This is a genomic window from Nostoc sp. NOS(2021), from assembly GCF_017115025.1.
GTDB lineage: Bacteria > Cyanobacteriota > Cyanobacteriia > Cyanobacteriales > Nostocaceae > Nostoc.
In genome coordinates this window covers 1-22902 of the sequence record NZ_JABXKM010000201.1, presented here as the reverse complement: position 1 = coordinate 22902, position 22902 = coordinate 1, and the positions used below count along the sequence as shown (strand labels likewise).

Annotated in this window: 18 protein-coding genes and 1 pseudogene; 6 read left to right on the top strand and 13 right to left on the bottom strand. The window is 39.6% G+C overall.

The window, feature by feature from the left end; translation table 11 throughout:
* The 6 genes and pseudogenes from HWQ41_RS22245 to dndE form a co-directional block, all read right to left on the bottom strand.
* Positions 1-265 (bottom strand): annotated as a pseudogene (locus HWQ41_RS22245) (GNAT family N-acetyltransferase); the annotation flags it as partial.
* A gap of 17 nt (positions 266-282) precedes the next feature.
* Entirely contained in the window at positions 283-474 is a 192-nt protein-coding gene (locus HWQ41_RS22240) for a hypothetical protein (protein WP_292767631.1), read from the bottom strand.
* Positions 475-684: 210 nt separating this feature from the next.
* Positions 685-1092, bottom strand: coding sequence for an ABC transporter permease (locus tag HWQ41_RS22235; RefSeq protein ID WP_292767628.1), 408 nt, complete (start codon positions 1090-1092; stop codon positions 685-687).
* On the bottom strand, positions 1077-2378 hold the full coding sequence (locus HWQ41_RS22230; RefSeq protein ID WP_292767625.1) for an AmpG family muropeptide MFS transporter: 1302 nt from the start codon (positions 2376-2378) through the stop codon (positions 1077-1079). Before HWQ41_RS22230 ends, HWQ41_RS22235 begins: the two co-directional genes overlap by 16 nt.
* Positions 2379-2521: 143 nt before the next feature.
* Positions 2522-3979 (bottom strand): DNA phosphorothioation-associated putative methyltransferase, encoded by a 1458-nt coding sequence (locus HWQ41_RS22225; RefSeq protein ID WP_292767622.1) that lies wholly within the window; start codon positions 3977-3979, stop codon positions 2522-2524.
* Between the two features lie 62 nt (positions 3980-4041).
* On the bottom strand, positions 4042-4428 hold the full coding sequence (gene dndE, locus HWQ41_RS22220; RefSeq protein ID WP_292767620.1) for a DNA sulfur modification protein DndE: 387 nt from the start codon (positions 4426-4428) through the stop codon (positions 4042-4044).
* A gap of 473 nt (positions 4429-4901) precedes the next feature.
* Between dndE and HWQ41_RS22215 the strand changes: the two genes are divergently transcribed.
* Genes HWQ41_RS22215 through HWQ41_RS22200 form a run of 4 tightly spaced genes read left to right on the top strand, consistent with a single transcriptional unit; the run spans position 4902 to position 13291 of the window.
* Entirely contained in the window at positions 4902-5726 is an 825-nt protein-coding gene (locus tag HWQ41_RS22215) for a DUF4007 family protein (protein ID WP_292767616.1), read from the top strand.
* Entirely contained in the window at positions 5716-6156 is a 441-nt protein-coding gene (locus HWQ41_RS22210; RefSeq protein ID WP_292767613.1) for a hypothetical protein, read from the top strand. The genes HWQ41_RS22215 and HWQ41_RS22210 overlap by 11 nt, the downstream gene beginning before the upstream one ends.
* 32 nt (positions 6157-6188) lie before the next feature.
* Positions 6189-10508 carry a hypothetical protein gene (locus tag HWQ41_RS22205; protein ID WP_292767610.1) on the top strand — a complete coding sequence of 1440 codons (4320 nt, stop codon included), beginning with the start codon at positions 6189-6191 and terminating at the stop codon, positions 10506-10508.
* A gap of 5 nt (positions 10509-10513) precedes the next feature.
* The gene (locus HWQ41_RS22200) at positions 10514-13291 is read left to right on the top strand and encodes a BREX system Lon protease-like protein BrxL (RefSeq protein ID WP_292767607.1); all 2778 of its coding nucleotides are present in this window, start codon (positions 10514-10516) and stop codon (positions 13289-13291) included.
* 22 nt (positions 13292-13313) lie between these two features.
* Here the strand turns inward: HWQ41_RS22200 and dndD are convergent, their stop codons facing one another.
* The 3 genes from dndD to dndC form a co-directional block, all read right to left on the bottom strand.
* Positions 13314-15302: a DNA sulfur modification protein DndD gene (gene dndD / locus HWQ41_RS22195; protein WP_292767605.1), complete on the bottom strand. Its 1989-nt coding sequence runs from the start codon at positions 15300-15302 to the stop codon at positions 13314-13316.
* Positions 15303-15495: 193 nt separating this feature from the next.
* The gene (locus tag HWQ41_RS22190; protein WP_292767602.1) at positions 15496-16116 is read right to left on the bottom strand and encodes a Uma2 family endonuclease; all 621 of its coding nucleotides are present in this window, start codon (positions 16114-16116) and stop codon (positions 15496-15498) included.
* Between the two features lie 75 nt (positions 16117-16191).
* Positions 16192-17808, bottom strand: coding sequence for a DNA phosphorothioation system sulfurtransferase DndC (gene dndC, locus HWQ41_RS22185; RefSeq protein ID WP_292767599.1), 1617 nt, complete (start codon positions 17806-17808; stop codon positions 16192-16194).
* A gap of 238 nt (positions 17809-18046) precedes the next feature.
* Between dndC and HWQ41_RS22180 the strand changes: the two genes are divergently transcribed.
* Positions 18047-19648: a DGQHR domain-containing protein gene (locus HWQ41_RS22180; RefSeq protein WP_292767596.1), complete on the top strand. Its 1602-nt coding sequence runs from the start codon at positions 18047-18049 to the stop codon at positions 19646-19648.
* A 105-nt stretch (positions 19649-19753) separates the two neighbouring features.
* The gene (locus HWQ41_RS22175) at positions 19754-20944 is read left to right on the top strand and encodes a DNA sulfur modification protein DndB (RefSeq protein ID WP_292767593.1); all 1191 of its coding nucleotides are present in this window, start codon (positions 19754-19756) and stop codon (positions 20942-20944) included.
* 29 nt (positions 20945-20973) lie between these two features.
* On the opposite strand, the gene HWQ41_RS22170 is transcribed toward HWQ41_RS22175, so the two are convergent.
* From HWQ41_RS22170 to HWQ41_RS22155, 4 genes are all read right to left on the bottom strand, one after another.
* A complete protein-coding gene (locus tag HWQ41_RS22170) occupies positions 20974-21435 on the bottom strand; it encodes a DNA phosphorothioation-associated protein 4 (RefSeq protein ID WP_292767590.1) in 462 nt (153 codons plus the stop codon).
* 227 nt (positions 21436-21662) lie between these two features.
* A complete protein-coding gene (locus tag HWQ41_RS22165) occupies positions 21663-21929 on the bottom strand; it encodes a type II toxin-antitoxin system RelE/ParE family toxin (protein ID WP_292767587.1) in 267 nt (88 codons plus the stop codon).
* Positions 21926-22162: a hypothetical protein gene (locus tag HWQ41_RS22160; RefSeq protein WP_292767584.1), complete on the bottom strand. Its 237-nt coding sequence runs from the start codon at positions 22160-22162 to the stop codon at positions 21926-21928. The genes HWQ41_RS22165 and HWQ41_RS22160 overlap by 4 nt, the downstream gene beginning before the upstream one ends.
* 59 nt (positions 22163-22221) lie before the next feature.
* On the bottom strand, positions 22222-22791 hold the full coding sequence (locus HWQ41_RS22155) for a Uma2 family endonuclease (RefSeq protein ID WP_292767581.1): 570 nt from the start codon (positions 22789-22791) through the stop codon (positions 22222-22224).
* Positions 22792-22902: the final 111 nt, after the last annotated feature.

The window sequence follows — 22902 nt, the reverse complement described above, 5'->3', positions numbered from 1 at the left end:
GGTATGGGGCATGGGGCATGGGGTATTGATTATTTATCCCCTGCTCCTCTGCTCCCCTGCTCCCCTCATCTCCCTCACCCAAAAAATCAACCCACCACAAGGGCGTATCGCTGGAAAAGTATTGCTTAACTGTTTGTTCTAGGTGAGAAAAATCTTCATTGGGAAAAAGATCCTGGTAAGTTCGCTGCATGAATTTAAGCAGCAGCGATCGATCCAAGGTGGAGCCACGGCGAATAATATACCCCGGTAGTAGTTGCTCAGACACTTCTGACGTTTCTTGACTTAGCTAGCTGAGTAATGTGCTGCTGGTGGTAAATCAGCAGGAGTAGGTTGATAACTTACCTGTACCTCTTCAATTGGTGCGGGTGCTGCCATATCGGAGGGTAAAAAGATGCGGGCGCTGACTGCCACTAGCGCAAACAGAAATACCAATACCGCAAGCAGGGGAGCGATGTACTGACGAAATATAGCCATATCTTAGATTGCAAATATCTAGGAACTTTTATGAAAACCTAGCTGAAGATTGAAGATTTGTGAAGTATTCTTAATTGATTTTAGCGATTTTCTGGGTATGGGGCATTGGGAATGGGGCATTGGAAAAATTCTCCCTTGTCTCCCTTGTCTCCCTTGTCTCCCTTGTCCTCCTAGTCCCCTAACTCCCTACTCCCCACTCCCCACTTCCGCTTATGGGCGATCGCGCTCTAAGTCATCAAGCACTCTTTCGCAATACCAATTCTCCGGCATCCCAGGATAAGTTTCCTTTGCCTGTTCAATTAACCGTTCGGCAGCAGCAGCGTCACCAGATAACTTAGCGATTAGCCTGTTTTTGAGATAGCTATCAGATAAACCCTCCTCTACCTGGTTTGGTATCCCTTCATTTATAGTTGATGGCCGGGACTGCTCTCTTCGCAACTGCCAAAATAAAACGTAATAAAGTGTACCAAAAATTAAAATTAGGCTGAGTGTTCCAAAAAAAGTTAGGAGGTTAAATGCCAGAAATCCTAGAACTAACTGCGAGAGAACATATCCAAGTAATAAACCAGTAAGTAAGAGAATAAATGTGCCGACAGCAATAACTACTTGATTCCCCATATATCCTCTTCTTCGTTCTCAAATCCTGGTCTGGATAATACTACCACTGGCTTTGGATTCCAAGGGGCAAAGAATGGCAATAATAGTAATCCCGGCAAAGCAGCTATTGCTGTCAGTAGAAAGAATGTAGACCAGCCGGTGGCTTGTGCCCATGTACCTGCTGGAGCCGTGACAATATCTCTACTAAAAGCCTGCAAACTCGAAAGTAAGGCGTACTGTGTAGCTGAAAAGCTTTGGTTACAAAGACTCATCAAAAATGCTACAAAAGCAGCAGTTTCTAGACCAGCGCAGAATTGTTCTATATTAACGGCAGCTAACATTAGATAGAAGTTTTTACCGACTACTGCCAACGCAAAGAAAGCTAAGTTGCCGACAGCTTGCATTATGGCGAATATCCAGAGCGAGCGATTAACACCAATTTTGGTCATTACTGCTCCTGCTGCCAAGGTACCAACAATAGTGGCGAAAATTCCCAATGCACCAGGAAATGCGATGTCGGTTTGAGTGAAATGTAAGCCTTTATCTAACAAAAATGGGGTGGATACATTCTTGAGTAAAGAATCCCCCAACTTGTAGATCACAATAAATATCAGGATTAAAAGTGCTTGTAGCCAGCCATGACGCTGGAAAAATTCAATGAAGGGTAATTTGACTGCGGCGGATAAAGTCTGAGGCGGGCGATCGCGTAGGACTGGTTCTGGTGCAAAAATAGAACTTACCACACCTACGAGCATCAACAGCGACATCAACAAGTAAACAGCTTGCCAAGGCATTCTGTCTGCTAAAAATAGGGTGATGTAACCTGTTACTAAAATAGCAATGCGATAACCCAATAAGTAAATAGATGCTCCAGCACCTCTTTCTTCTGCTTCCACTACATCAGTGCGGTAAGCATCTACCAAAATGTCTTGGCTGGCGCTAAAAAAAGCAACGGCTATTGCAGCAATTATTAAAGGTTGTAGCCCTTGGGATGGCTGTTGTAGAGCCATTACAGCTATACCTAACAGTAATGCTACTTGTGTAATTACCATCCAACCTCGACGCCGCCCCAAAAAAGGCGGTACAAATCTATCTAGTAAAGGCGACCAGAGAAATTTTAAAGAATAGGGCAGCTTTACTAAACTAAAAGCGGCGATCGCTGCCAAGCTAATTCCTTCTTTGGTCAACCATGCTTGTAATGTCTGACTGGTTAAATATAACGGCAACCCAGATGAAAAGCCAAGAAATAACAAAGCTCCCATCTTCGGGCTGCCAAAAATTCGTAGCAGCGATTTATTTACTTCCACAATCTTGAAGATTCCTTTTTATCTAATTGAATTGCAGTTATCTTGCCATAGCAGCTGTCTAATTTCGTATAAGCACACAAACATGCTCAGATTTTCTTTATTTAAGATACATATCAGCAATGCTCTAACAGTGTGATTATTCCTTAATTTTCCTTAATCGAATAAACCTGATGTGCCCTGATTTCTACCCCGTGTGCAGCAAGGCATTTTTCCCAACCTTCTCGCGTACCGATGTCGCTTTTGTGATTGAGCAATCCTAATTGCTGTTCTTGTTGGGTGAGTTGAGCAAATTCTTCGTAACCAGGGTAGTTGCTGGTAACAAATGTTTCTTTCCGGTGCAAAATCGGCGGATTTGCTCTAGTTGCATAGTCTCGGTGAGTGACGACTAGGGTTTTTAAGTCAATAGTTATACTAGCTTTTAATGCTGGATGGGGATCAGTGTCGAAATCAGGGTAACACAGATAGGATATTTGCGGCTTATCAGTGTGATATTTGATTAATGTGGCTTCATCTACACGCCCAATGGTACGGCTAGCGCAACCTTCACAAATTCGTAGCACGGGGTCAAGTGCTGCTAATGCCGAAACATGGACGTAAAGGGCACCGCGCGTGTGTTTACCAATTTTGCTTTTTTCGCACGCAGTTTGAATCACCCCAGGTTTACCTAAGCTGAAAAGTTTTTGGTCGGCTACTTGACAAGCTTCCTCGTAACTACTAAAAAAGGCTTTGATATCGTGACGCATTTCTGCTGCTAGCTTTTGCCATGCAGGGCGTTGATCAAAATGGGTGAGGGCGAGATAAACTTGGATATCTAGAGAACGACGGTAAGCGATCGCATCCCATTCTGCTTCGTCGGTAGCTTGCAAAATTACACCAAAGGCGCGGCGAAAGTTCCCAAATTCGCTCAGTAATTCCTGTTCATTTTCTAATTCACCTTTCACGGGTAGTCTACCGCGCTTGGTAAAAAAAGCCATTAATGGTTGCAGCTGTTCTTGATAGTCTTCAAACCGCTTGATAGGGATGCGGATTCGCGGTGTAGAAGCAGTAGAAAAGAAGCGGATAGCTTTGTAACTTTCTTTTTCAGCTTCATCTCGAAAAACAAAGTAGACACCTAGTGCTATGGGTATAGCATCGACATTTAGCACTTCATCAATATAAGTTTTGAGTTCTTCTTGTTCGTAATATTTCTGAAAAGTATTGCGGCGCGTCACAATGCCATCATTGTAAGCAAGTTGGGTTTTGCTGGGAGCGTTAATCAGTATTTGAGCCGCGACAATTAAAACTTTCCCAGTGAGTTCCCAGGCTTGGATTAGGCTTTGACGGCGTTCTTCTGGATCTTCAATGACGTTGAGAACATAACCCAAATTGACTACATCGGCGGCGGTGCGTCGGACATCGGGATGGTAGTAAGGGTCCCAGCCTGCGCTGGTGTAGCCTAAGTTTTTTACTCGCTGGACATCACCACCGTAGCCGCAACCGTAGTCAAAAAAAGTGGTGTCTTGATTCAGGATTGCCCATTCTATTGCCAATCGCACGGGGCGAGATAAATCAGTGCGAGCGATCGCAGCTCTGTGACGCTCGATTTCTAGCGCTTCAGGCATAAGAATAATTCGTAATTCGTAATTCGTAATTCGTAATTAAGACATCGATAACTAATATTGTTTCAAGGTTTAATGGCCAGTTCAATTAAATCTTCAATTTTCTTGATATTTGGATCGCCTGCTAAGTAGCCAATACCGCGATGCAAATGTAAGCGGAATTGGGTGGCGAGGGTTTCTTTGTCGGTGGGATAACCGTCATTGTGACAGCGTTGCTTAAGGGCGAGGAGGAGAATATCTGACATTTCGCCGCCAAAAACACGCCAAGTCATTTCGACGTTGCTATCTTGGGGAATTGGGACGGGCGAGGGTGTGGTTGGTTCTGCTAGGGAACGACAAAACGCCCAACGGCATAAGATATTCCATTGGTCGATTTTGGTGCTGCGTCTGAGTTTGAGCAGTTGGTCTTTGGCTGTTTGGGATAGGCGAATACGTTCGATTGGTGATTCCATAACTAAAGCTAAAAGGGAAAAAGTAAAAGGAATCCTATACATTATCCTTTCACATAATTAACAATACTTAACAGCAGATTGATTAATTTGAGCTACTTAATTATTCTTTCTTTTATCACTTAGAGAGATAAATAATCATGTTTAGATAATTAGCGATGTCTAGCAGCTTGCTGCCGTGAGTCTACGCACACTAATATCGATGGCATATAGCAGTACTAAATCATTTGTGAACATCTCTATTGTTTCTCTCTGTGTCCTCTGCGTCTGGAGTGGTTCGTTAAAAAAGTAAATTTATGCCTACGGCAGGCTACGCCAACACAACTCAGATAGGATTGCTATATATACTAGTTAATAATATACAATTTAATAGTTGTCTATATACTGGCAGTCAACATTTCATAGATATTTTGTAAATTTAAGTAAGTACCATAAAAATGCATTTAATTAAACTTCGCATTGAAAAATAATATATTATGGCTAAATTGCAATTACATTTTAATGGGTCTTTTGCCTTGAAAAAAGACGAAATCAATAGACTTATTCATGCTTCTGCCCAAGAAAAAGGCTTAAATGATAGCTTGCCTAATTTGATGGAGAAAACAAGTTTAGGTAATGGCAAAGTAGGACGAGTAAAAAGTTGGGCAGTACGTGCAGGGTTAATTAAGAATAATCGCCCCAGTCGGGAAGGGGAAATTGTCTTGCGACTAGACTCAGGCTTGGAGTCAAATATTACAGACTGGTTGATGCACTTTTACTTAAGTTTTGGTGATAAAGGACTACAACAAACACCAGAAAATCCTGCTGATTGGGGTGGATGGTCTTACTTTATATATAAGTTCTTGCCTCGTTATAGTAAATTTACTAGCGAGGAATTATTGTATCATATCGCTTCAGAGTTTGAAGAAGAAAGCAAAGTGATTGCTGACAGAATCAAATTTATCTTGCGGGCATACACTGAGTTTCAAGCTTTAGCATCCTGCAAGTTGATCACTCAAGAAGGGGATAAATATGTTGTTGGAAATGCCCACTTACCTAACTCTTACCTGGTGGGATATTTCCTAGCAAAGCTGTGGGAACGTGACTTTAAAGGCGAAGGTTCTGTTCTTACCGAGGCCATCTTGAACCAGAAAATGGGAATTGCTGCTGTAGTGGGTATCAAAGCAGACGCACTACAGGAACAGCTAAATGCACTAGAAGCTTACGGCATCATCGAACAGCGACGGGCAGTGCCTCCTTTCCAAGTGATTCCCCGTTGGGATGAACCCTTGGCACTGCTGGAAAAAGCCTATGACGGATAAAGCTGATTCTCTGCTACGAGATGCCAGACCCGATGACAGAATTCACTTGCTACTGTGGGATACACCTGACGAAAACGAACTAGTACGTATCGCTTTTGACAATAATGCTCAAAGGGTCAACTACCGAAAAAATTTGTTACAAAGGATTCATCCGGGAGAAAACTTTCTCACGCTTCATCACGATCTGGATCTGGAATTGGATGCTATCAAGTCAATGTGTTCTGGGGTTAGCAAGCAGATTGTTTTACTGGAAGGGTTAGATTGTCTGATTACTTATTTACAGGTGACATCTGGCAGTCACATTACCCTTTTCTGGAAGCAACTGGAAGAGACTCGCAAGCTAGAAAAACTTTTGTGGATACTGCTACCCCAGCAACTAGCACCCAACAATTGGTCGTCAGAGAGAATTAAGCGTATTCCTTCAGGATAATTATCACTTTGCATTTGCTATTTTAATTGATTATGCTCCTCAACCAACTTGTTGAAATCAACGAAAAGGGTAGTATTGCCAGTTCTGTGAACTTTGGCATGTTGGATGATTTAGAGAAGAATTTGCCTCTGTGTGAGAGTTTTATCTTTAACTACGACTTAACAAAACCTGAATTATCGACGGTTGGTATTTTGGATGCGGTGCGCCGTAGCTATCATAGTCCAAATCAACCGAATATCCATTTGATGATTCAACAATATGGTAAGGGGAAATCTCATTTTGCGATCGCTATAGCCAACTTTTTCAAAAAACCCTTCCACAGTCAGGAAGTGCAAGGGATTTTGTCACAAGTAGAAAAGGCGACATCTGCCAAAAATCAGGCTATCTCTGAAGGATTAAAGCTTTTTAAACAAAACCAACGCCACCAACATTTAGTTATCTGTCTTAGTGGAGATCAAGGCGGCGACATTAGGAAGCAATTTCTGCAACAACTCGTCAAAAATCTGGAAGAAGCAGGTATTCAGGATTCTTTAGCACAAGATATATGCAGTGAACCCCGACGCTACTTAGAAAAGTTGAATATAGAGAATCGGGCAGAAGCAGAGAAATATCTACAAAGTATTGGGAATCCTGATGGTGATTTAAATTCTCTCATTCGCTTACTCAGAGAAAATAACTCTGGTGTTCTATCGACTGTTAAAAAACTTGCCTTTCAAATCACGGGATTTACTCCTGACTTTGCTGCCGATATAAATATTGAAGTAATTATAGAAGACCTGTTAAAAAATTATTGTACTGGACAAAATGCCCATTTCCAGGGAATTTTAATTTTATTTGATGAGCTTAATTACTATCTGAAATCTTGGTCAGCAGATGAGATAGGTGCTGGAGGTACTGCACTGCAAAATATTACTAACATTTGCGAAAACTACAAAGGAAAAATTGCTCTACTAAGTTTCACCCAAATTCATCCTGGTAGGGCATTGGGGATTTCCGCAAATGCCATACCAGAGTACCAAAAGATAGCAACTCGCCTTGCACCAAAAGATGGCACCACTTACGATAACCCTACTTCTAGCTTGGAACTAGTAATAGAAAACTTATTGTTGCCAAAAAATAATTCTACTTGGCAAGCATTCCGTTCTAAATGGCACGACACGCTGAGAAGAGAAGCTGAAACAGCTTACGAACGAAGAATTAAAATTTATAAAAACAAAGGCTGGTCTTTCCAAGAGTTTTATACCCACTTATCTGAGGGTTGTTTTCCCCTACATCCTCTTACAGCATATCTGCTGTGCAACCTTGATTTTACCCAAGATCGGACTGCTATTCAGTTTATAAAAGGCTATGTCAAAAATTTCATTGCAACTCAGCCTGTAGAAAATGCTGGAAAACTTAATTACATTTCTCCCATTGCTTTAGTAGATACCTTTATTGAAAACTTTTCTAATTACCCTGTTTATACCAATTATAAAAAAGCTGTAGATTTAGTCATAGGTGCTGATGATGCAGATGAATTAATTGCTCTTAAAGCTTTATTCTTATATGAAGCTAGTGGAGAAAAACTGACCAAAGCAGACCAAGAAGAACATCAAGAGATTTTAGTAGCTTTAACAGGTTTAACTAAATTGAGACTCCAGACAGCACTAGATAAACTAGAAAAGGAAAGAGACTTAATTTATCACCAAGCAGAAATTAAGCTTTATCGTTTCTGGGAAGGAATCAACCCTAAAAGTATTCAAGAAGAAATTGAAGAAAAAATCAAATTTCAGACAACATCCATTAATGATGTTATTGCGTATTGTGGTGAAATTAATATTCTTGAAAAAGAGAAAAAAGATAAATCTAATAATACAATTAGTGCTACAAAGTTTGTCAAGGATAACAAGTTAGTGGGTGAAGACTGGCGATTTGAGCGGAAGATATATAGTATTGATAAATTCATTAAAGCACTAGAGAATAATCGTATTCTGAGAGATAGCAAAGAGAAGGGAATTTTAGCTTATGTTCTAACAGAGACTCAAGAGGAGTTGCAAGAGTTTCGTAATACTGTAGTTAATCATTTATCTAAATCACCAATTAAAAATTACATTGCCGTTGCTATTCCTAGAGAAGAAACCGGGAATTTAGACCGTGTAATTATACAGATAAAAGCTCTTGAAGAGACGAACAGTGCTGATAAAAGATTGTTGGGAAAAGCTTATCAAGAACAGCTTGAGCGTTGGCAAAAAGAAGCAAACACACGGTTAACAAGGTTATTAAATAATTGTACATATCATTGTGTGGGAATCGATACAATTCCATCTGCGGAACAACACAAAGCGCAACGGGTAATCAGTGTACTTTTACAAGATTTATATACCTTTGTTCCTCCTGTGGATGAAATGGATAAAATGCGTTCAGGCCATCCGACAGGTAAAAAAATTGTCGGCTGGACTGCCAAACAAATCTTCATAAAAGATAATTTCAGTCAACAGACCCTTGACCGTTCTTATAGTACTGTTATTGACCAGATTTTTGTCCGGTTATGGGGTCTATTCAAAAAAACATCTGATAAATATATCGTTCAAGAACCAACTAATGAACAAATCCGTGCTGCCTGGGATAAAATTTCTGAAATAACTGATTTAGAAGGATTACCACAAAATACTTTTGGTCTAGAAACAATTTGGCAAGTACTTTCTGCGCCACCTTTTGGTTATAGCGAGTATAACTTTACTATGTTGCTAGCAGGATGGTTGGCAATCCACCGCAAAGAAGTATCTCTCCGGGGCTATATCGAACTTGGTTCCAAAAGGTTAAATGTGACGTTGAAAACACAATCCTTGAAAGACTGGGGTAATACTGATATTCTCCAAAACCCCACTGTATTTGTTGAGGACTGGATTATTAAACAAAAGTCTAAACTAATTCGCCGCCAACAAGCAGAAATGCCGATTTCGGCATCGCTAATAAACTATTATGATCAGGCGCAGGAGTATCTAGAGGTCGTTGCTGCTTTTTTAGAGTTTAATGAACCAGATGAGTTAGAAAAAGAAGAGTTAACTAAGAATAGAAAGCAGATTAGTGCTTCGGTTGCTGAAATTGACAAGTGGTTACAACCAGTGCAAGCTGTGGAAAAATTACCTCATGAGGCACAATTGGCAGCACTATTACCACTTTACCCGCAACTGTTGAAGCGATCGCCAGATACCTCGATTTTACCAACACAACAACAACGCGATCGCTTCTCTCAAGCATTTCAAACTGTCAGTAATAAAATTGACCAACTTGTAGCAGCAGAAAACAACCGTGCTGAGTCACTATCTACCGAACAAGCTTGCAATACTTATAAAATTGAAATTCAAGGAATTATTGACCAGATTACCCAAATTGCAGATTTGCCTCCCCATTTAATTGAGAGTTTGCAAAATGCCCTCCGTACCAGCAACATCAGATTAACAGACATTAGGCAGCAGGCAGAAGCAGGACAAAAGCAAGCTGAAGATACACAAATTATGCAGAATATTCGCAATTCTGCAACGAAAATTAAAACTATTCATCTTTCTCAAGCAGCACTTCAAGAAGTTGAAAATTTACAATCTCGCTTCAATTATCCCGATAAATTTCAGCGTGAGGTTGCTGAAATTGTGCAGTTAATTCAAAACAAAATCACTAGCGATCGTTCTAGTCTGGCGAATCTTCGCACTCGACTACATTCAGTAAATAATCTCCCAGAATTAGATGTTATTAATACAGAATATGCCAAGCTTGATGTTATTTTTCAAGATTCGGCTGATTACAGAGACTATCAAGAACTACAACCACAAATCCAGAGTTTAAAGCATGACCTAGAGCAAATACAAAGTCTAGAAACTCGTTATCAACAAAGTGATATTACCAGTTGTAATCATGCTTTGGCAATAATTGCTAGTGGGGAGTTGAATATCTATAATGCTGACCGCTTTCAAGGGAGAATTTCTCAGTTAGAAGTAAATTTTAGGAATAAAATACAAGAAGATGAACAAAAACAATCACAAATTCTCCAGCAGCAACAAGCTGTGGCCCAGCAATGGGTCAAAGATTTAGAAAACAGTTTTACTCAAATAAACCAATCGTTTGATGATGCAGAGAAACTTGAAGCAGCAAATAATTTACTGGAGAAAATTCAATCTGAAAAATCTAATTATATTAACTTAATTAGTGTTAGAGAAACTCAGTCATTAGAGAATATAGAACGTCAATGCGTTGAGGAACGGGAGAAAGATATAACCAATCAAATTTTTGTACTGTTACGGCAACTTCCCCATTTAGAGCAACAAAATGTGTACGAGAGGTTAGGGCAAATTCTCTCAGAAAAGAGGGAGGAGTAATAGGGATGAGTGATAAACAGATCATATTAGACCCGACTGGATTGTACGATATTCCCTCCGGCTATATCCGAATTACAACAGAAGTGGAATGGATACAGTTCTTTGGTGTCAGTGCCGAACCTTGCTGGGTAAGAGGTGAGCGATTATGCAAATGGGCCGAAACTTGGCTGCGATCGTGGAATAGAACTGAGGAAATCACGGAGATTAAGCAACATCCCCGCTACATACTAGGGCAATTGTTTGCTAATGTACCGTTACCCCATGATTGGACTGACGAGCAACTACTGATTCTAGCTACCAAGTTAGATTCTTATCCCCAAGACAACCCCATTGCTCATTTTTTGGCAGACAATATCACTAACAGTAATGAACAGATATGGTTTGCCCAAGCCTCGATTTCACATCTCGCTGCTTGGTTGTCAATTCCAGTTCCAGAAGAATACAAACCCTTAGAGCGAGTTTGGCAGCAACGGTTCAAAGAACATGAGTTAGCAAACTATTACCAGACTGAAGATAAATTATTGTTCCTACGTCGCTGGTTAGGCATAGCAGAACCAGTCTTCAACGACATCGGCAAGTATCCCTTACCAGTTCCCGACTTACTCAGACAAGAGTTTGATAGCTACTGGGAACAACTCATCTCCCGCACCGAAGGTAAAGTCTTGGATACCCTAATGCCTACTAACCAAGTAGGTATGGAGCGAATTGCAAATTGTGCCTACAAGGTTCTTGGCAATCGGCCTAACTGGATTAACCAAGCCAGGGAAGCGAAAGTTACCCCTTATCTTAGCTATCAGCAGAAGCAAGAATTAAATCTTAATCAACATCCCCCCGAACCCCTGGCTTTAAATGCTACTCCTGGGCAAGCTTTAGCTTGGGCAACAAAAGATTACCTGCCCTTCCGTCACTGGGAAGTTATTAAGCAATCTGCCGTTGCACCAAAAATTAGTGATAGTTTGGCGGATAGCTTTGTCAAATGGATGCTCCAGCACTACCCCCAAATGAAGGTAGACTCAGTAGAAAATTCCTACCTCAACTACAGCGTTGCATCAACAGTGCAAAATCTTTGCCAAGATAGTCCTGTCTTTTGGGTTGTGGTCGATGGCTTAGGATGGTTAGATCATCTAAAACTTTTGTCTTTGCTAACCAATAATTACAAACTGGCTGTAGAAACTGCCATTGAGCCTCGATTTAGTATCCTGCCCACTAAAACAGAATATGCTAAATGGAGTCTATACGCTCAACTGTTGCCTAATGATTCTGCTTGGGTTGCGGATGCTGGCAAAGCTTTTGTAAAAATGGGTATGGGCAAACGTTATACAGATAGACAAGTTGACAAACTTTACAGCGCTTTGAGAAAAAAGACTTCTAAGTTGTATTGTTGGGATACAGATATATTCGATAGTCTTTATCACAGTCAAAAAGACTGGCAAAGCCTTTACGAACTTGATCGTCCCCACGCCCTAGAAGGCATTGCCAAGAGAATTGATTACTGTTTGCAACAATACCCCGATCCAGATGCACTCAGAATCGTTATTGCCAGCGATCATGGTCAAATGATGGGTACTTCCGAAAAAATCACCCATTGCCCCCCAGAACTGGAACCAAAGGGGAGAATGGCGATCGGTAAAACTGATGATACCAGGTTTGTGGTTTTAGAAGGCGATCGCTACGGTCTTCCCCACGATATTAGTATTGTCAAAGGCTCCGCCAGCTTAGGTTCTTTTAGCTACACTAGCAATAAAAAAATTATCGGTTCTCACGGTGGGCTATTTCCTGAAGAAGTTGTGGTTGGCGTATCTGTTCTCCGAAAATCGATCCAACGTCTTCCTGTGCTGGTTTTTTGCTTTGGTGAAGGCAAACCCAAACAGACAGGAGAACTGGAAACACAACAATGGCGGGATTTAATATTTTGCTCAATGGGTTTTAACCCCCAGTATCCCAGTTATCAGCCGGAAGCTAAAACATGGATCTTGGCTAGGTTATTACCATTAGTGGAAGCTAATTATCATGTAATAGAACTAGCTCCTAAAGGTACTGGAAAAAGCTTCTTTTTTGAAAATATCAGTAGTAAAGTTACTTTAATTAGTGGTGGTAAAGTGACTCCTGCCCAATTGTTTATCAACGGCAGAACTAAAGAAGTTGGGTTACTCGGTCGTCATGAAGTTCTGGTTTTAGATGAAGTTCAAAGTTTAACTTTCGATAATCCTGAAGAGGTCATTGGGCCACTCAAAAATTATTTTGCTAGCGGTCGTTATAATCGCTCTGGTTTTGCAGATATTTCTAGTGACTGCGGGTTAGTGATGCTAGCTAATATTGAATTAGATGATCAATTAGAACCACGCAATGAAGAGAATTTAATTGCTAACCTCCCCAAATTTTTTGCTGAAACTGCATTATTAGACCGATTATGTGGTATTCTCCCCGGTTGGAAAATTCCTAAGTTTCAAAGAGAAATGATAGCTTCTCAAGTTGGTTTAAAAATGGATTTCTTTGGTGAAGTATTGCTATCTCTACGCCAAGACAATCGTTTCATGTTCTATGTAGAACAGCATACTAAATTTGCCAAAAATGTGACTATTCGTGACCAAAATTCTATTCTCAAATCAGCATCAGGGTTTCTAAAAATTCTCTATCCTCATTTAGAATTAACATTAATGGACTACGAGCGTGATTGCCTGGAACCTGCTTGTAAACTACGCCAAGCAATCCGAAATTCGCTATATTATCTCGATGATGAATTCAGGCAGTTTGGTAGAGAAATTTATGTGGAGACAAAGTAAATACTATATCCCACCAAAAGAATCACCAAAAATATTGATTTTCTACCACTGTTGTTTGACGGGTGGTAGAGTCGTATTTGAGTAGGTATTCACGAGCGATCGCTTCGTTTTCTCTCAGTGTTTCTACTTGTTTCTGTCCAATCTCGGTATCCGTAGATAACAAAATTACTTGATGGCTGGCGGATGGAAAGTAACGTTCAACTAAGTTAGTGCGGTGAGAGGAATCTAGTCTACCTAGTGGCGTATCGATTGCTACTGGTAGGCGGTGTCCTGAGACTTTGGCTAAACCCCAGAGGAATGCGATCGCTAATAATTGTTTTTCACCAGCCGAGAGGCGATGTTTGGGGACGGGTTTACCATTGAAATCATATAAGGAAAGTCCAAAAGTATTGGTATCAATAGCGATACGATGCACTAAATCTGATTTGTGGAGGAGATAAAGGAAGCAATTTTTAACTTCTTCCTCTAATTTATTGAGCTTTCTCAAAGTTAATTTTTCACGGAAAATCTTGAGTGTTTCTTGAACTTTAGCCGCAGAGGTAATGATATGTTCGTTATTTTTATATTTAGTATTTTCTACAGTATAATCACTTAATTCTTTTTTGGACTTAGCAATAATAGTTTCTAATTCAGCTAAACGGCGGCGAATTGTTTCGTAATTTGCTTTAGCTTCAACAACTTGATTTTGTGCCGTTTCTACTGTCTGACGCAGCTTTGTATAATCTTCTGGTGCTGCTGCTGTTTGTACTTGCCTTTCCAGAGTGATAATTTCTTCTTCTTTATTTTTGATAATAGCTAATTTTTCTTTTGCAGAAATTTGAGAATTTTGCAAGTGATAGATAAGATTATCTAGCTGACTTAACGTTTCATCATCAGCTAATAACCAAGGTGCTTCCATTTCGAGAGTCTTTGCATATAAGTTATCTACATCTTCGACTAGAAATGATTGAATTTTTTCAACTTCTGTTAGAGCAATTTCTACCTGACTTAGCCAACTGAGTAAGCGCTGATCTCTCTCAATTAACAAATCTTTGGAAATTTGGATTTGTCGATGGCGAAATTCTTTTTCTCCCTGCGTTTGCACTTGAGTAAGTAAATTGGGAATTAATGCTAGGGGTAAAACATCAGCCGCCAATTCACACATTAACTGACGCACTTGTTCAACTTCCGCAGTTTTCGCTTTCTGTTGTAGTTCTAGTTGATTGCGTTCTGCCGCAATTTTACCACCCTCAGAAATGAATTTATCAAAAGCTTCTTGCTGCTTTACTTCTAATTCTTCTAGCTGATTTTTGATATTTTCTAAATTCTGTTCACTTTCTTGATAATCTTGTTGCTGTTGCGTCAATCTTTTTTCAATTTCTTCTAGGTTCGCTAAATCTTTAGTATCAGCAAATTCTTTGCGTTTACGGTTAACTAAAATATCTAAATCAACAGCTAAACGATCTGCTAACTCTAGCCCGAAAAGTCCGCGAATAGCTTCAACAACAATCGGTGGTGGTATTTCCTGTTCTGCGAGTTCTTTAACCTGTTCACCATCAAATAGGAATAAGTTAGAAATACCTAATGGCAAAAGATTTTCTATATATTCATCCCAGATATTAACTAAAGCATCAGGCCAGGTATCACTGTCGCCTAAAATACCTAATGTATCTTTACCATCTTTAGGGTTTTTTGTCCAACTACGCACAACACGGTATTTTATTGGTTTATCATTTTCAATATGTTCAAAAAGTAATTCAATACGGGTGTCTACAACTGGATCTATTTGGTTATTAACACATTGATTAAGAAAATCGTTATAACTTAAATTACCACGGGTGGAACATTGGGCGCGGGGGCCATAAAGAGCGAGACGAATGGCATCCATCAGCGTAGTTTTTCCGCCGCCATTCATGCCACCTAATAGGATAATTGGACGCGAGTTTTCTTCATCAATTTTTGGGTTAAGATTAATTACCTGTTTCCCACTGTAGGGGCCAAAGTTTTGTAATACGAGTTCAAGAAATATCATTGATTTTTAAGATTAACATGAGTTCGACGGCGATCGCAGAAGCAGAAAGTTTGTGATGAAAGGAATCAGATAAAATTAATTAGATGGTTTTGTCTGACCCATTCAGAAAAAATATTGTCTATGAAATATAGATAATACCATCACTAACTGTTAAGAAATGCGATTGTATCTGTCTCGGTGTTGGTAAGCGTGGCTAGATTTGCACACCTCCAGCTTGAAAAATCTGTTCGGCGGTTAAATTCAATTCTGGGAAAGTAGGCGAGACAATATGGGTATCGCCTTTAAATTGAGTAACTTGGTACTCACCATCAATTAATTGATAAATGGATATAGTAGGCAGCTTAGGATTGCCAATAAACTTCCTAGCACCTATAGCCGCATAATCTATAATCCAATATTCGGGAATACCTATAGCTTCATAATCAGCTAATTTTTTGTAGTAATCATCTCGCCAATTAGTACTAACAACTTCAATAACCAATGGAATAGATGCAGCTTGAGATACAGTTGATTCTTTTTTCCATAAAGGCTCATTCACTAAATTTGGTCGATTGATTATTAAGATGTCTGGTGAATAAGCTGATTCACCTTCAAATGGCTTGACTAATACAGTTTTTGGAATGAAGTAAGGAAGTTTTTGTCGCCCAATTTCAATAGATATATTTAGCGCCAAAAAACCAACAATATCCTCATGATCTCCCACTGGTTGTGCCATTTCAACAATCACGCCATCATGTAATTCGTATCTCCCACCCTCAGGCCGCCAAGCTGCAAAATCTTCAAAAGTTACTAATTTGTGTATGGCTTGAATCATAGAACCTCGCTTGTTTTAAGATAACCCAACTTTGTTAAGCCTTCTTTAAGTAGTTTGGTTGACTCCCGTCTTCTATTATTCTGAGTTTTCCTTTTTAAATTTCATACTTGCCCAAGTTACCTCTTCATCACTTTCACCTTCATCTACCTCATTAATTGCTGTAACATCGCCTAAAGTCATCTGCTTGACTTTTGCAACATCACCTTGACTAACTGCTTCGCTTAATTCGCGTTTCAAACGAGCATTTTTAATCGCATCTTCTGGAGAACGGGAACTCGTATTAAAACATTTTTCTAGGGTTTCGTATATCCCCACGCGACGAGTCTTTTTGCGATACTGGCGTTCTGTGTCTAACAATTTCGCCATGAGTTCCAAGTGCATCGCGTCACCTTCACAGATTTCTTCTAATACTATCCATTCATCACGACCTAGTAGGCTATAGTCAGCACCGGGACGGGGATCTTGAAATTCTTCGCCAGTCACTTCTTGATAAATCCGGGGTAAGCTATCATCAAATTCGTGTTTGTCTTCTAGCCAAATGCGGCGAATTTCGCTCATTTCTTCGAGAGTAATTAGGGTGATATCGCGCATATTTTCTGGCGCTGTCCGACGGGTTTTTGTTTGCGCTTCTAATAATCGTCTGAGCCAATGTTCCCGCCAATATTTAGTATAGGGGCCAGGTATTGGTTCAACAGAAATTTCACCGTTTTTATTGCGTTCAAATAGTTGGACATCTCCCCAAATTCTTCTAAAATCTCTCTTGTCCCAGTCATCTTTAATATCTAGTTCGTTGCGGATATCTAATAATGGCTGCATCCATTCTTTTTCTTCATCATTTTGGATCATTGCCTCCATCGATTTATCCTTACTAACGATTGTGCAAACCCAGCAGCCAAATCGGGAATCACCACAGCTAGGAGTAGAAGTATCAACGACTAGTGGACATTCATTATCGGCTGTTGCACCTCGATACATAGTGAATAATTCTTTATTGCTTTGTCCCCAAGGATTATCCCACTGATTCAGGTATATCCAGACATCGTTATTACTCCAATCTTCAATAGGGGTATAGATTAAAGAATTAGGTAGGCTGGCATTAGGACTCAGGCGATCTCGCACTCTATCAACTTGATGCTTTTTCATTGTGGCAGCACGTTTAGAGCTTTCTGCTTTGCGAGTACCCAATACAAGAATTGTTTCACCGTTAGCTCTAACTATTTCACGGATGAATTGATTGGCGGGATTAATTTTTAAACGTGGTGTACACCAGCGAAACTGGTTACGGGGTGCTGGATATCCTTTACCAATAAGATTTACCCAAAATGTGTCTTCAATTACTGGTTGTAGTAGATGTGGATCAATTGGCATCTCCTGTTTTTTAGCAGCTACCTTGAGATTTTGCAAGGATTTGCGAACCCAAGCAGACACTACAGGATTTTCTACCTGAGTATCTGTTGTAATTACATAGACTGTTTTAGTTCTTTTTTCTGGAGGAAGAGCAGCGATCGCATTCCATACAAGCTGCAATACTGTACTAGAATCTTTTCCCCAAGACACGCCTAAAACCCAAGGTATCTCATCTAAACAATACAATTCTTGAATTTCTGTGGTGAGAGCTTGGATATAGTCCACTAACTCTGCTACAGTACGTGCTTGCTGAACTTTATTTTCTGGTTGTTGTGCTGTAGTCATTTCTCCTTCTCTCTGGAAACACTGGCGTAATATTCGGGCGAATAGAATTCGCGGTTATACAGACAAAACCCACCTGCATGGGTTGAATAAAAGTAATATCCGGGCGAATAGAATTCGCAGCTATACAGACAAAACCCACCTGCGTGGGTTGAAAAAAAGTTTTTAAAAACTTTACTACTAATATCCAATTTTTTGGATAATTAAACGACATAATCCTATTCTGTTTTTAAAATTTAACATGAAAGATAGTACATCTGACCCAACTGTTGACATCGCTAGAGAGTACCTGGAACGGGAAAACAAGGAAAAACAGGTACTAGCTTTACTCCTAGAGAACTTTTTAGGGAGAAAAGATCAGATTCTCGTCCAAAAAACCGAAATGGGTGGTACTGAGGCTTATGTTAGCTCTGTTACCTTGGAATGGTTTGCAGGTCGGGTTCACTTCGCCTCTGGCTTACCTCTGTTTCAAAAAAAGTATAATCATGAGACTGATAATGTCGAGATTGACGCGGATAGCATTGATGAAATTCAGCAGCGTCCCCTTGATTGGTCACGTCAAGCACCGCTAGTGCAGTATTTAGCGGCTCGACAAAATCATAAGTTTCCGCCAGTGTTAGTAGTAATTAATCAACCGTGGGTGGATAATTCCAAAGCTGCTGAGTGGGATAGCGAAGGACGCGCCACAAAATCTACTACTGATTTCATCCCCCTAGATAAAGACGCTAAAGTAGGTCTGTTAAATATTTCTGAGGATGATGTCACTATTTATGCGTTAGATGGTCAACATCGATTAATGGGTGTACAGGGGTTGATGGAGTTAATTAAAACTCGCAAACTCCAGCGTTATAAAAAAGATAAAGGTGCTGATGACAGTTTTATTACAGTCAATGATTTGATAGAAAAGTATCAAGTAGACCTTGCTTACTTGCAAAATTTACCCAAGGAAAAAATTGGTATTGAGTTCATCTGTGCGGTAGCGGCTGGGGAAACTCGCACCGAAGCAAGGCGGAGGGTGAGATCGATTTTTGTTCATGTCAATCTGATGGCTGCACCCTTGACTAAAGGTCAGTTAACACAGTTAAATGAAGATGATGGTTTTGCGATCGTTGCGAGAAAAATTGCAGTTACACATCCACTATTAGAACAACGACAAGATCGCAATCCTCGTGTTAATTGGAATAGTGCAACAGTGGCTTCCAATTCTACAGTTTTGACCACTTTGCAAGCTCTACAAGATATGTCTGAGAGATATTTGGGTCAAAAGTTCCCCCACTGGAAACCCTTGGAGAAAGGTCTAATTCCCATGCGTCCAGAGGATGAAGAACTTGAGCAGGGAATTGAGGAATTTAGAAAGCTATTTGATTCTTTGGCTAGTCTTTCCAGTTATAAGATTTTAGAACATGAGGATACACCAGCTTTACGGCGGTTCAGCTTTGAGAAAGATGGAGGTGAAGGAAATATGCTTTTCCGTCCGGTTGCTCAAGTTGCGTTAGCGCAAGCTATCGGAATTTTGGTTTTTAAAAAAGGTTTTTTGCTGGCAGATATTTTTAAGAAACTGCGGAAGTTTGACCAGCAAGGTGGTTTTAGTGGTATGGAATATCCCCAATCTCTCTGGTATGGGGTTTTGTATGACCCAAATAAAAGGCGGGTACAGGTTGCTGGACGAGATTTGGCGGCAAAGTTATTGGTTTATATCCTGGGTGGAATTCAGGAACACATGGAACGTGCTGAACTTCGCAAGGCTTTGGCGGATGCTAGGACTGTGGAAGATAAAACTATAGGTTTTGATGGCAAGTTTGTTGATCCAAAAGCTGTAGGATTTCCACATATCTTGAACTAGCAAAGTTAAGTAGGGATTTTGCACTGTGGTTTTTACCGATGCTACAGTCTATAAGGGTTGCATATCATGTTTGCTAACATCTACTGATTTATATTAGGCATTTATATGGCTCAACCGATTGAGGATGGCAATAATAGCATTTCTCCTCAGATGAAAGCTCAGTTTAGCTCCTTTATTGAGCCATTTTTCTCACAATATCATCGCGATCGCTGCTATCCAGGGCTGATTTTTCAGCAGGGAAAGCGGACAATGCTGCAAATTAATGTACCTGCGAGTGACTTTTCTGGTCTTCTCCAAGCTAAACCATCCACTGGGAATGATCCTGATTCTGGTAAAAATCGCCCAGAGGTTAAAGGTCATGCTGATGAAATTAAAAAATATATTGTAGACCGTTCTCGAAAAGAAAAACCTTGGATTGTAGGAACTTTGACCGCTAATGTAGCTCCAAAAGACATAACAATTCTTGAACTGGGTAGGGGCATTTGTCTAGTTGTTATTCGTCGTGGAGTCAAGTTGGACATAACTGATGGACAACACCGTAAACGTGCAATTCACGAATTGATAGAAAGTACTGAAAGCCACTTAATCAGTGATGATGATTTTGCAATTACTCTAGTTTTAGAGGGTGATTTTCAACAGTGTCAGGCAGATTTCCGAGACATGGCTCAAACCAAACAACTAGATAAATCATTATTATTATCATTTGGTGAGTTCTCTGGCCGAGTTGGTATTACTAAAGAATTAATAAAACGAGTGCCAATGTTTCAGGGTAAGACAGAGAAAATTAAATCAAGTCCTGCAACTAAACAAAAGCTGATTTACACAACCAATTTTATAGCTAGGTTTGTAAGTTGCGTTTTTACTAACGATCCAGGTAATCAGCTTCGAGATTATGATGTTTATCAAGCATCAGATCCTTTGGTTATCTGTCTTAATAGATTTTTCTCAGAATGTAGTAACACTGAGTATATTGCTGATACAACTGTTGAAGAAATCACAACAGATGAAGTAACTGCATTTAAAGAAGACTGTATTCTAGGTATAAGCGTTGGACTGGAAGTTTTAGGGCGTTTATTGCACTATATATATGATCCAGAAAACAATTATTTTAATGAAGAAAAAATTTCACAACTAGCACAGTTAGATTGGTCAAGAGAAAACCAACTTTGGAAGGATAACGTAATTAGAATAGATGCCCAACCTAAAAATCCAGACAAGCCATATAGAATATCTGCTACTGTTAGTGCAGTAACAGATGCAGTCAAAACAGTAAAAATTACACTGGGGTGGATGTAAAGTTATTGCTTTTTTAACCATTTTAAAAATCAAGATAGGAATTTGGTTAGATCAAATTCCTCATCTTGTTGCTCTGCATTCGTTCTTTCATAACTAAGAATCAATAAAAGTCGCTCTGAATAGTCTACTGCTCCACGCAGTTCATTTTGTATAATATCTAAACCAGCATTAGCATACTCTTCAAAAATGTGAATTCGTTGCTCGTCAGCTACATTATCATCACCTATAATCTTAATGTTTTCTGTTTCGGTGATAGCCAACAAATTAATTAATAGAGTGAAGCTGCTGGTAAAATAATCTTGTCGCAGCGGGGATAAATCTTTAGAAATTACGTCTAAAGTAACGCGCTTTTTATATTTAACCCCTAATGCTGCTGCAAATACCATTACTTCTACATAAGTCTGAAAAGGCCCAGTTGTGTCTTTTGATGCTACTAGAGATTTCACCAACTCAGCCTTATCTTTAGCAACCCTGATTCTATTTGCAGCCATTGTTTTAATATTTAACCCAAGTTGCTATTTTAACCGAAAGCCAAAAGCGACATCTACGCACTTATTAGCACATTATTTTATACTAGTATAGATGCGATCGCTTAAACAAACAAATTATCCACTAACATAGTCCATCCTGGCACTGCGGGTTCAGCATAAGCATAACTATTTTACCAAAATTAGCGTAGCTTGCCGCCGTAGGCATCGCACCGATATTCCCCACTACGCTAACTTTCATCTTTATAAATCTCACTACGATGTCCTACTTTAATTACAGTTACTATCAAAACATCATCATCTACTTCATAAACAACTCGATAATCTCCTACTCGAACACGATATGAATTATCATCACCTTGTAATTTTTTTACCCCGTTTGGACGTGGTTCTATTGCCAAGTCGTTGATGTTAGTTTGTATGCGCTGTTGTACGTCTATAGGTAGTTTCCTAAACTGCTTTTTCGCACCCCTTGAAAATTTAACTTCGTAACTCACGCAACATCCTTGTTTATTTCATTTCTTATTTCGTTTTGAATTTCATCCCAAGACACAGTGCCATTAATGCGTATATCTTCCCTAGCTTCTTTAATGGCTTTTAAGTCTTCTTCATCGTCTACATCATCGATTCTTTTTAAGAGTGCATAAATTTCATCTAAAGTACTGTCATAAGCTTGATGTAGCAGTACGTTGATATCTTTAATTAACTGTTCTCTTTCGCGTGTTGTCATTTTTAATCATCCGAATGTAGTTTTACATTTTCTGCCACCATCTGTAGTTTACCCTAAACTCAAGTTGGAAACAGAACATCCTCATACACCAAAGAAATAGGAAATTGAAAATCAACACTAGTTAAATGAACTTCATCCCCTTCTTCATAAGGATGTAACTCCCAAATCCCTTTGTCATTTATACGAAAGCAATCTAAGCTAATTTTTTCAGCATCAATGAGGACATATTCTTGTAAAGTCTGAATACGCCGATACTGCATAAATTTTTTGCCCCTGTCGTAAGCTTCCGTGCTAGGGGAAAGAACTTCAACAATTAAACAAGGATACTGAATAAATTTAATCGCTTGTCTATCTCTTTCATCACAACTCACCACAACATCCGGGTAGTGAAACGGCCCGTTCTCAGTTACTCCTACTTTTGCATCTGCCATAAAAGCGCGACAGGAACTTCCTCGGAAGTGACTTTTTAACGCCGAAGCTAAGTTTAAGGCAATACTAGTATGGGGAATAGTACCCCCAGTCATAGCGAAAACTTCACCATCAATATATTCATATTTAATTTCTTGGTGTTCTTCCCATTCCAGGTATTCTTGGGGAGTCATATACTTTCCATCTGGACTCGCAATCATAACTTTATCCTTTAGAGGATGTTTTAAAAGTGGTATGTTGTGATTTTAATCGAATTATTACCCCCCTTAATCCCCCCTTATAAAGGGGGGAAACAAGAAAATCCGGTTCCC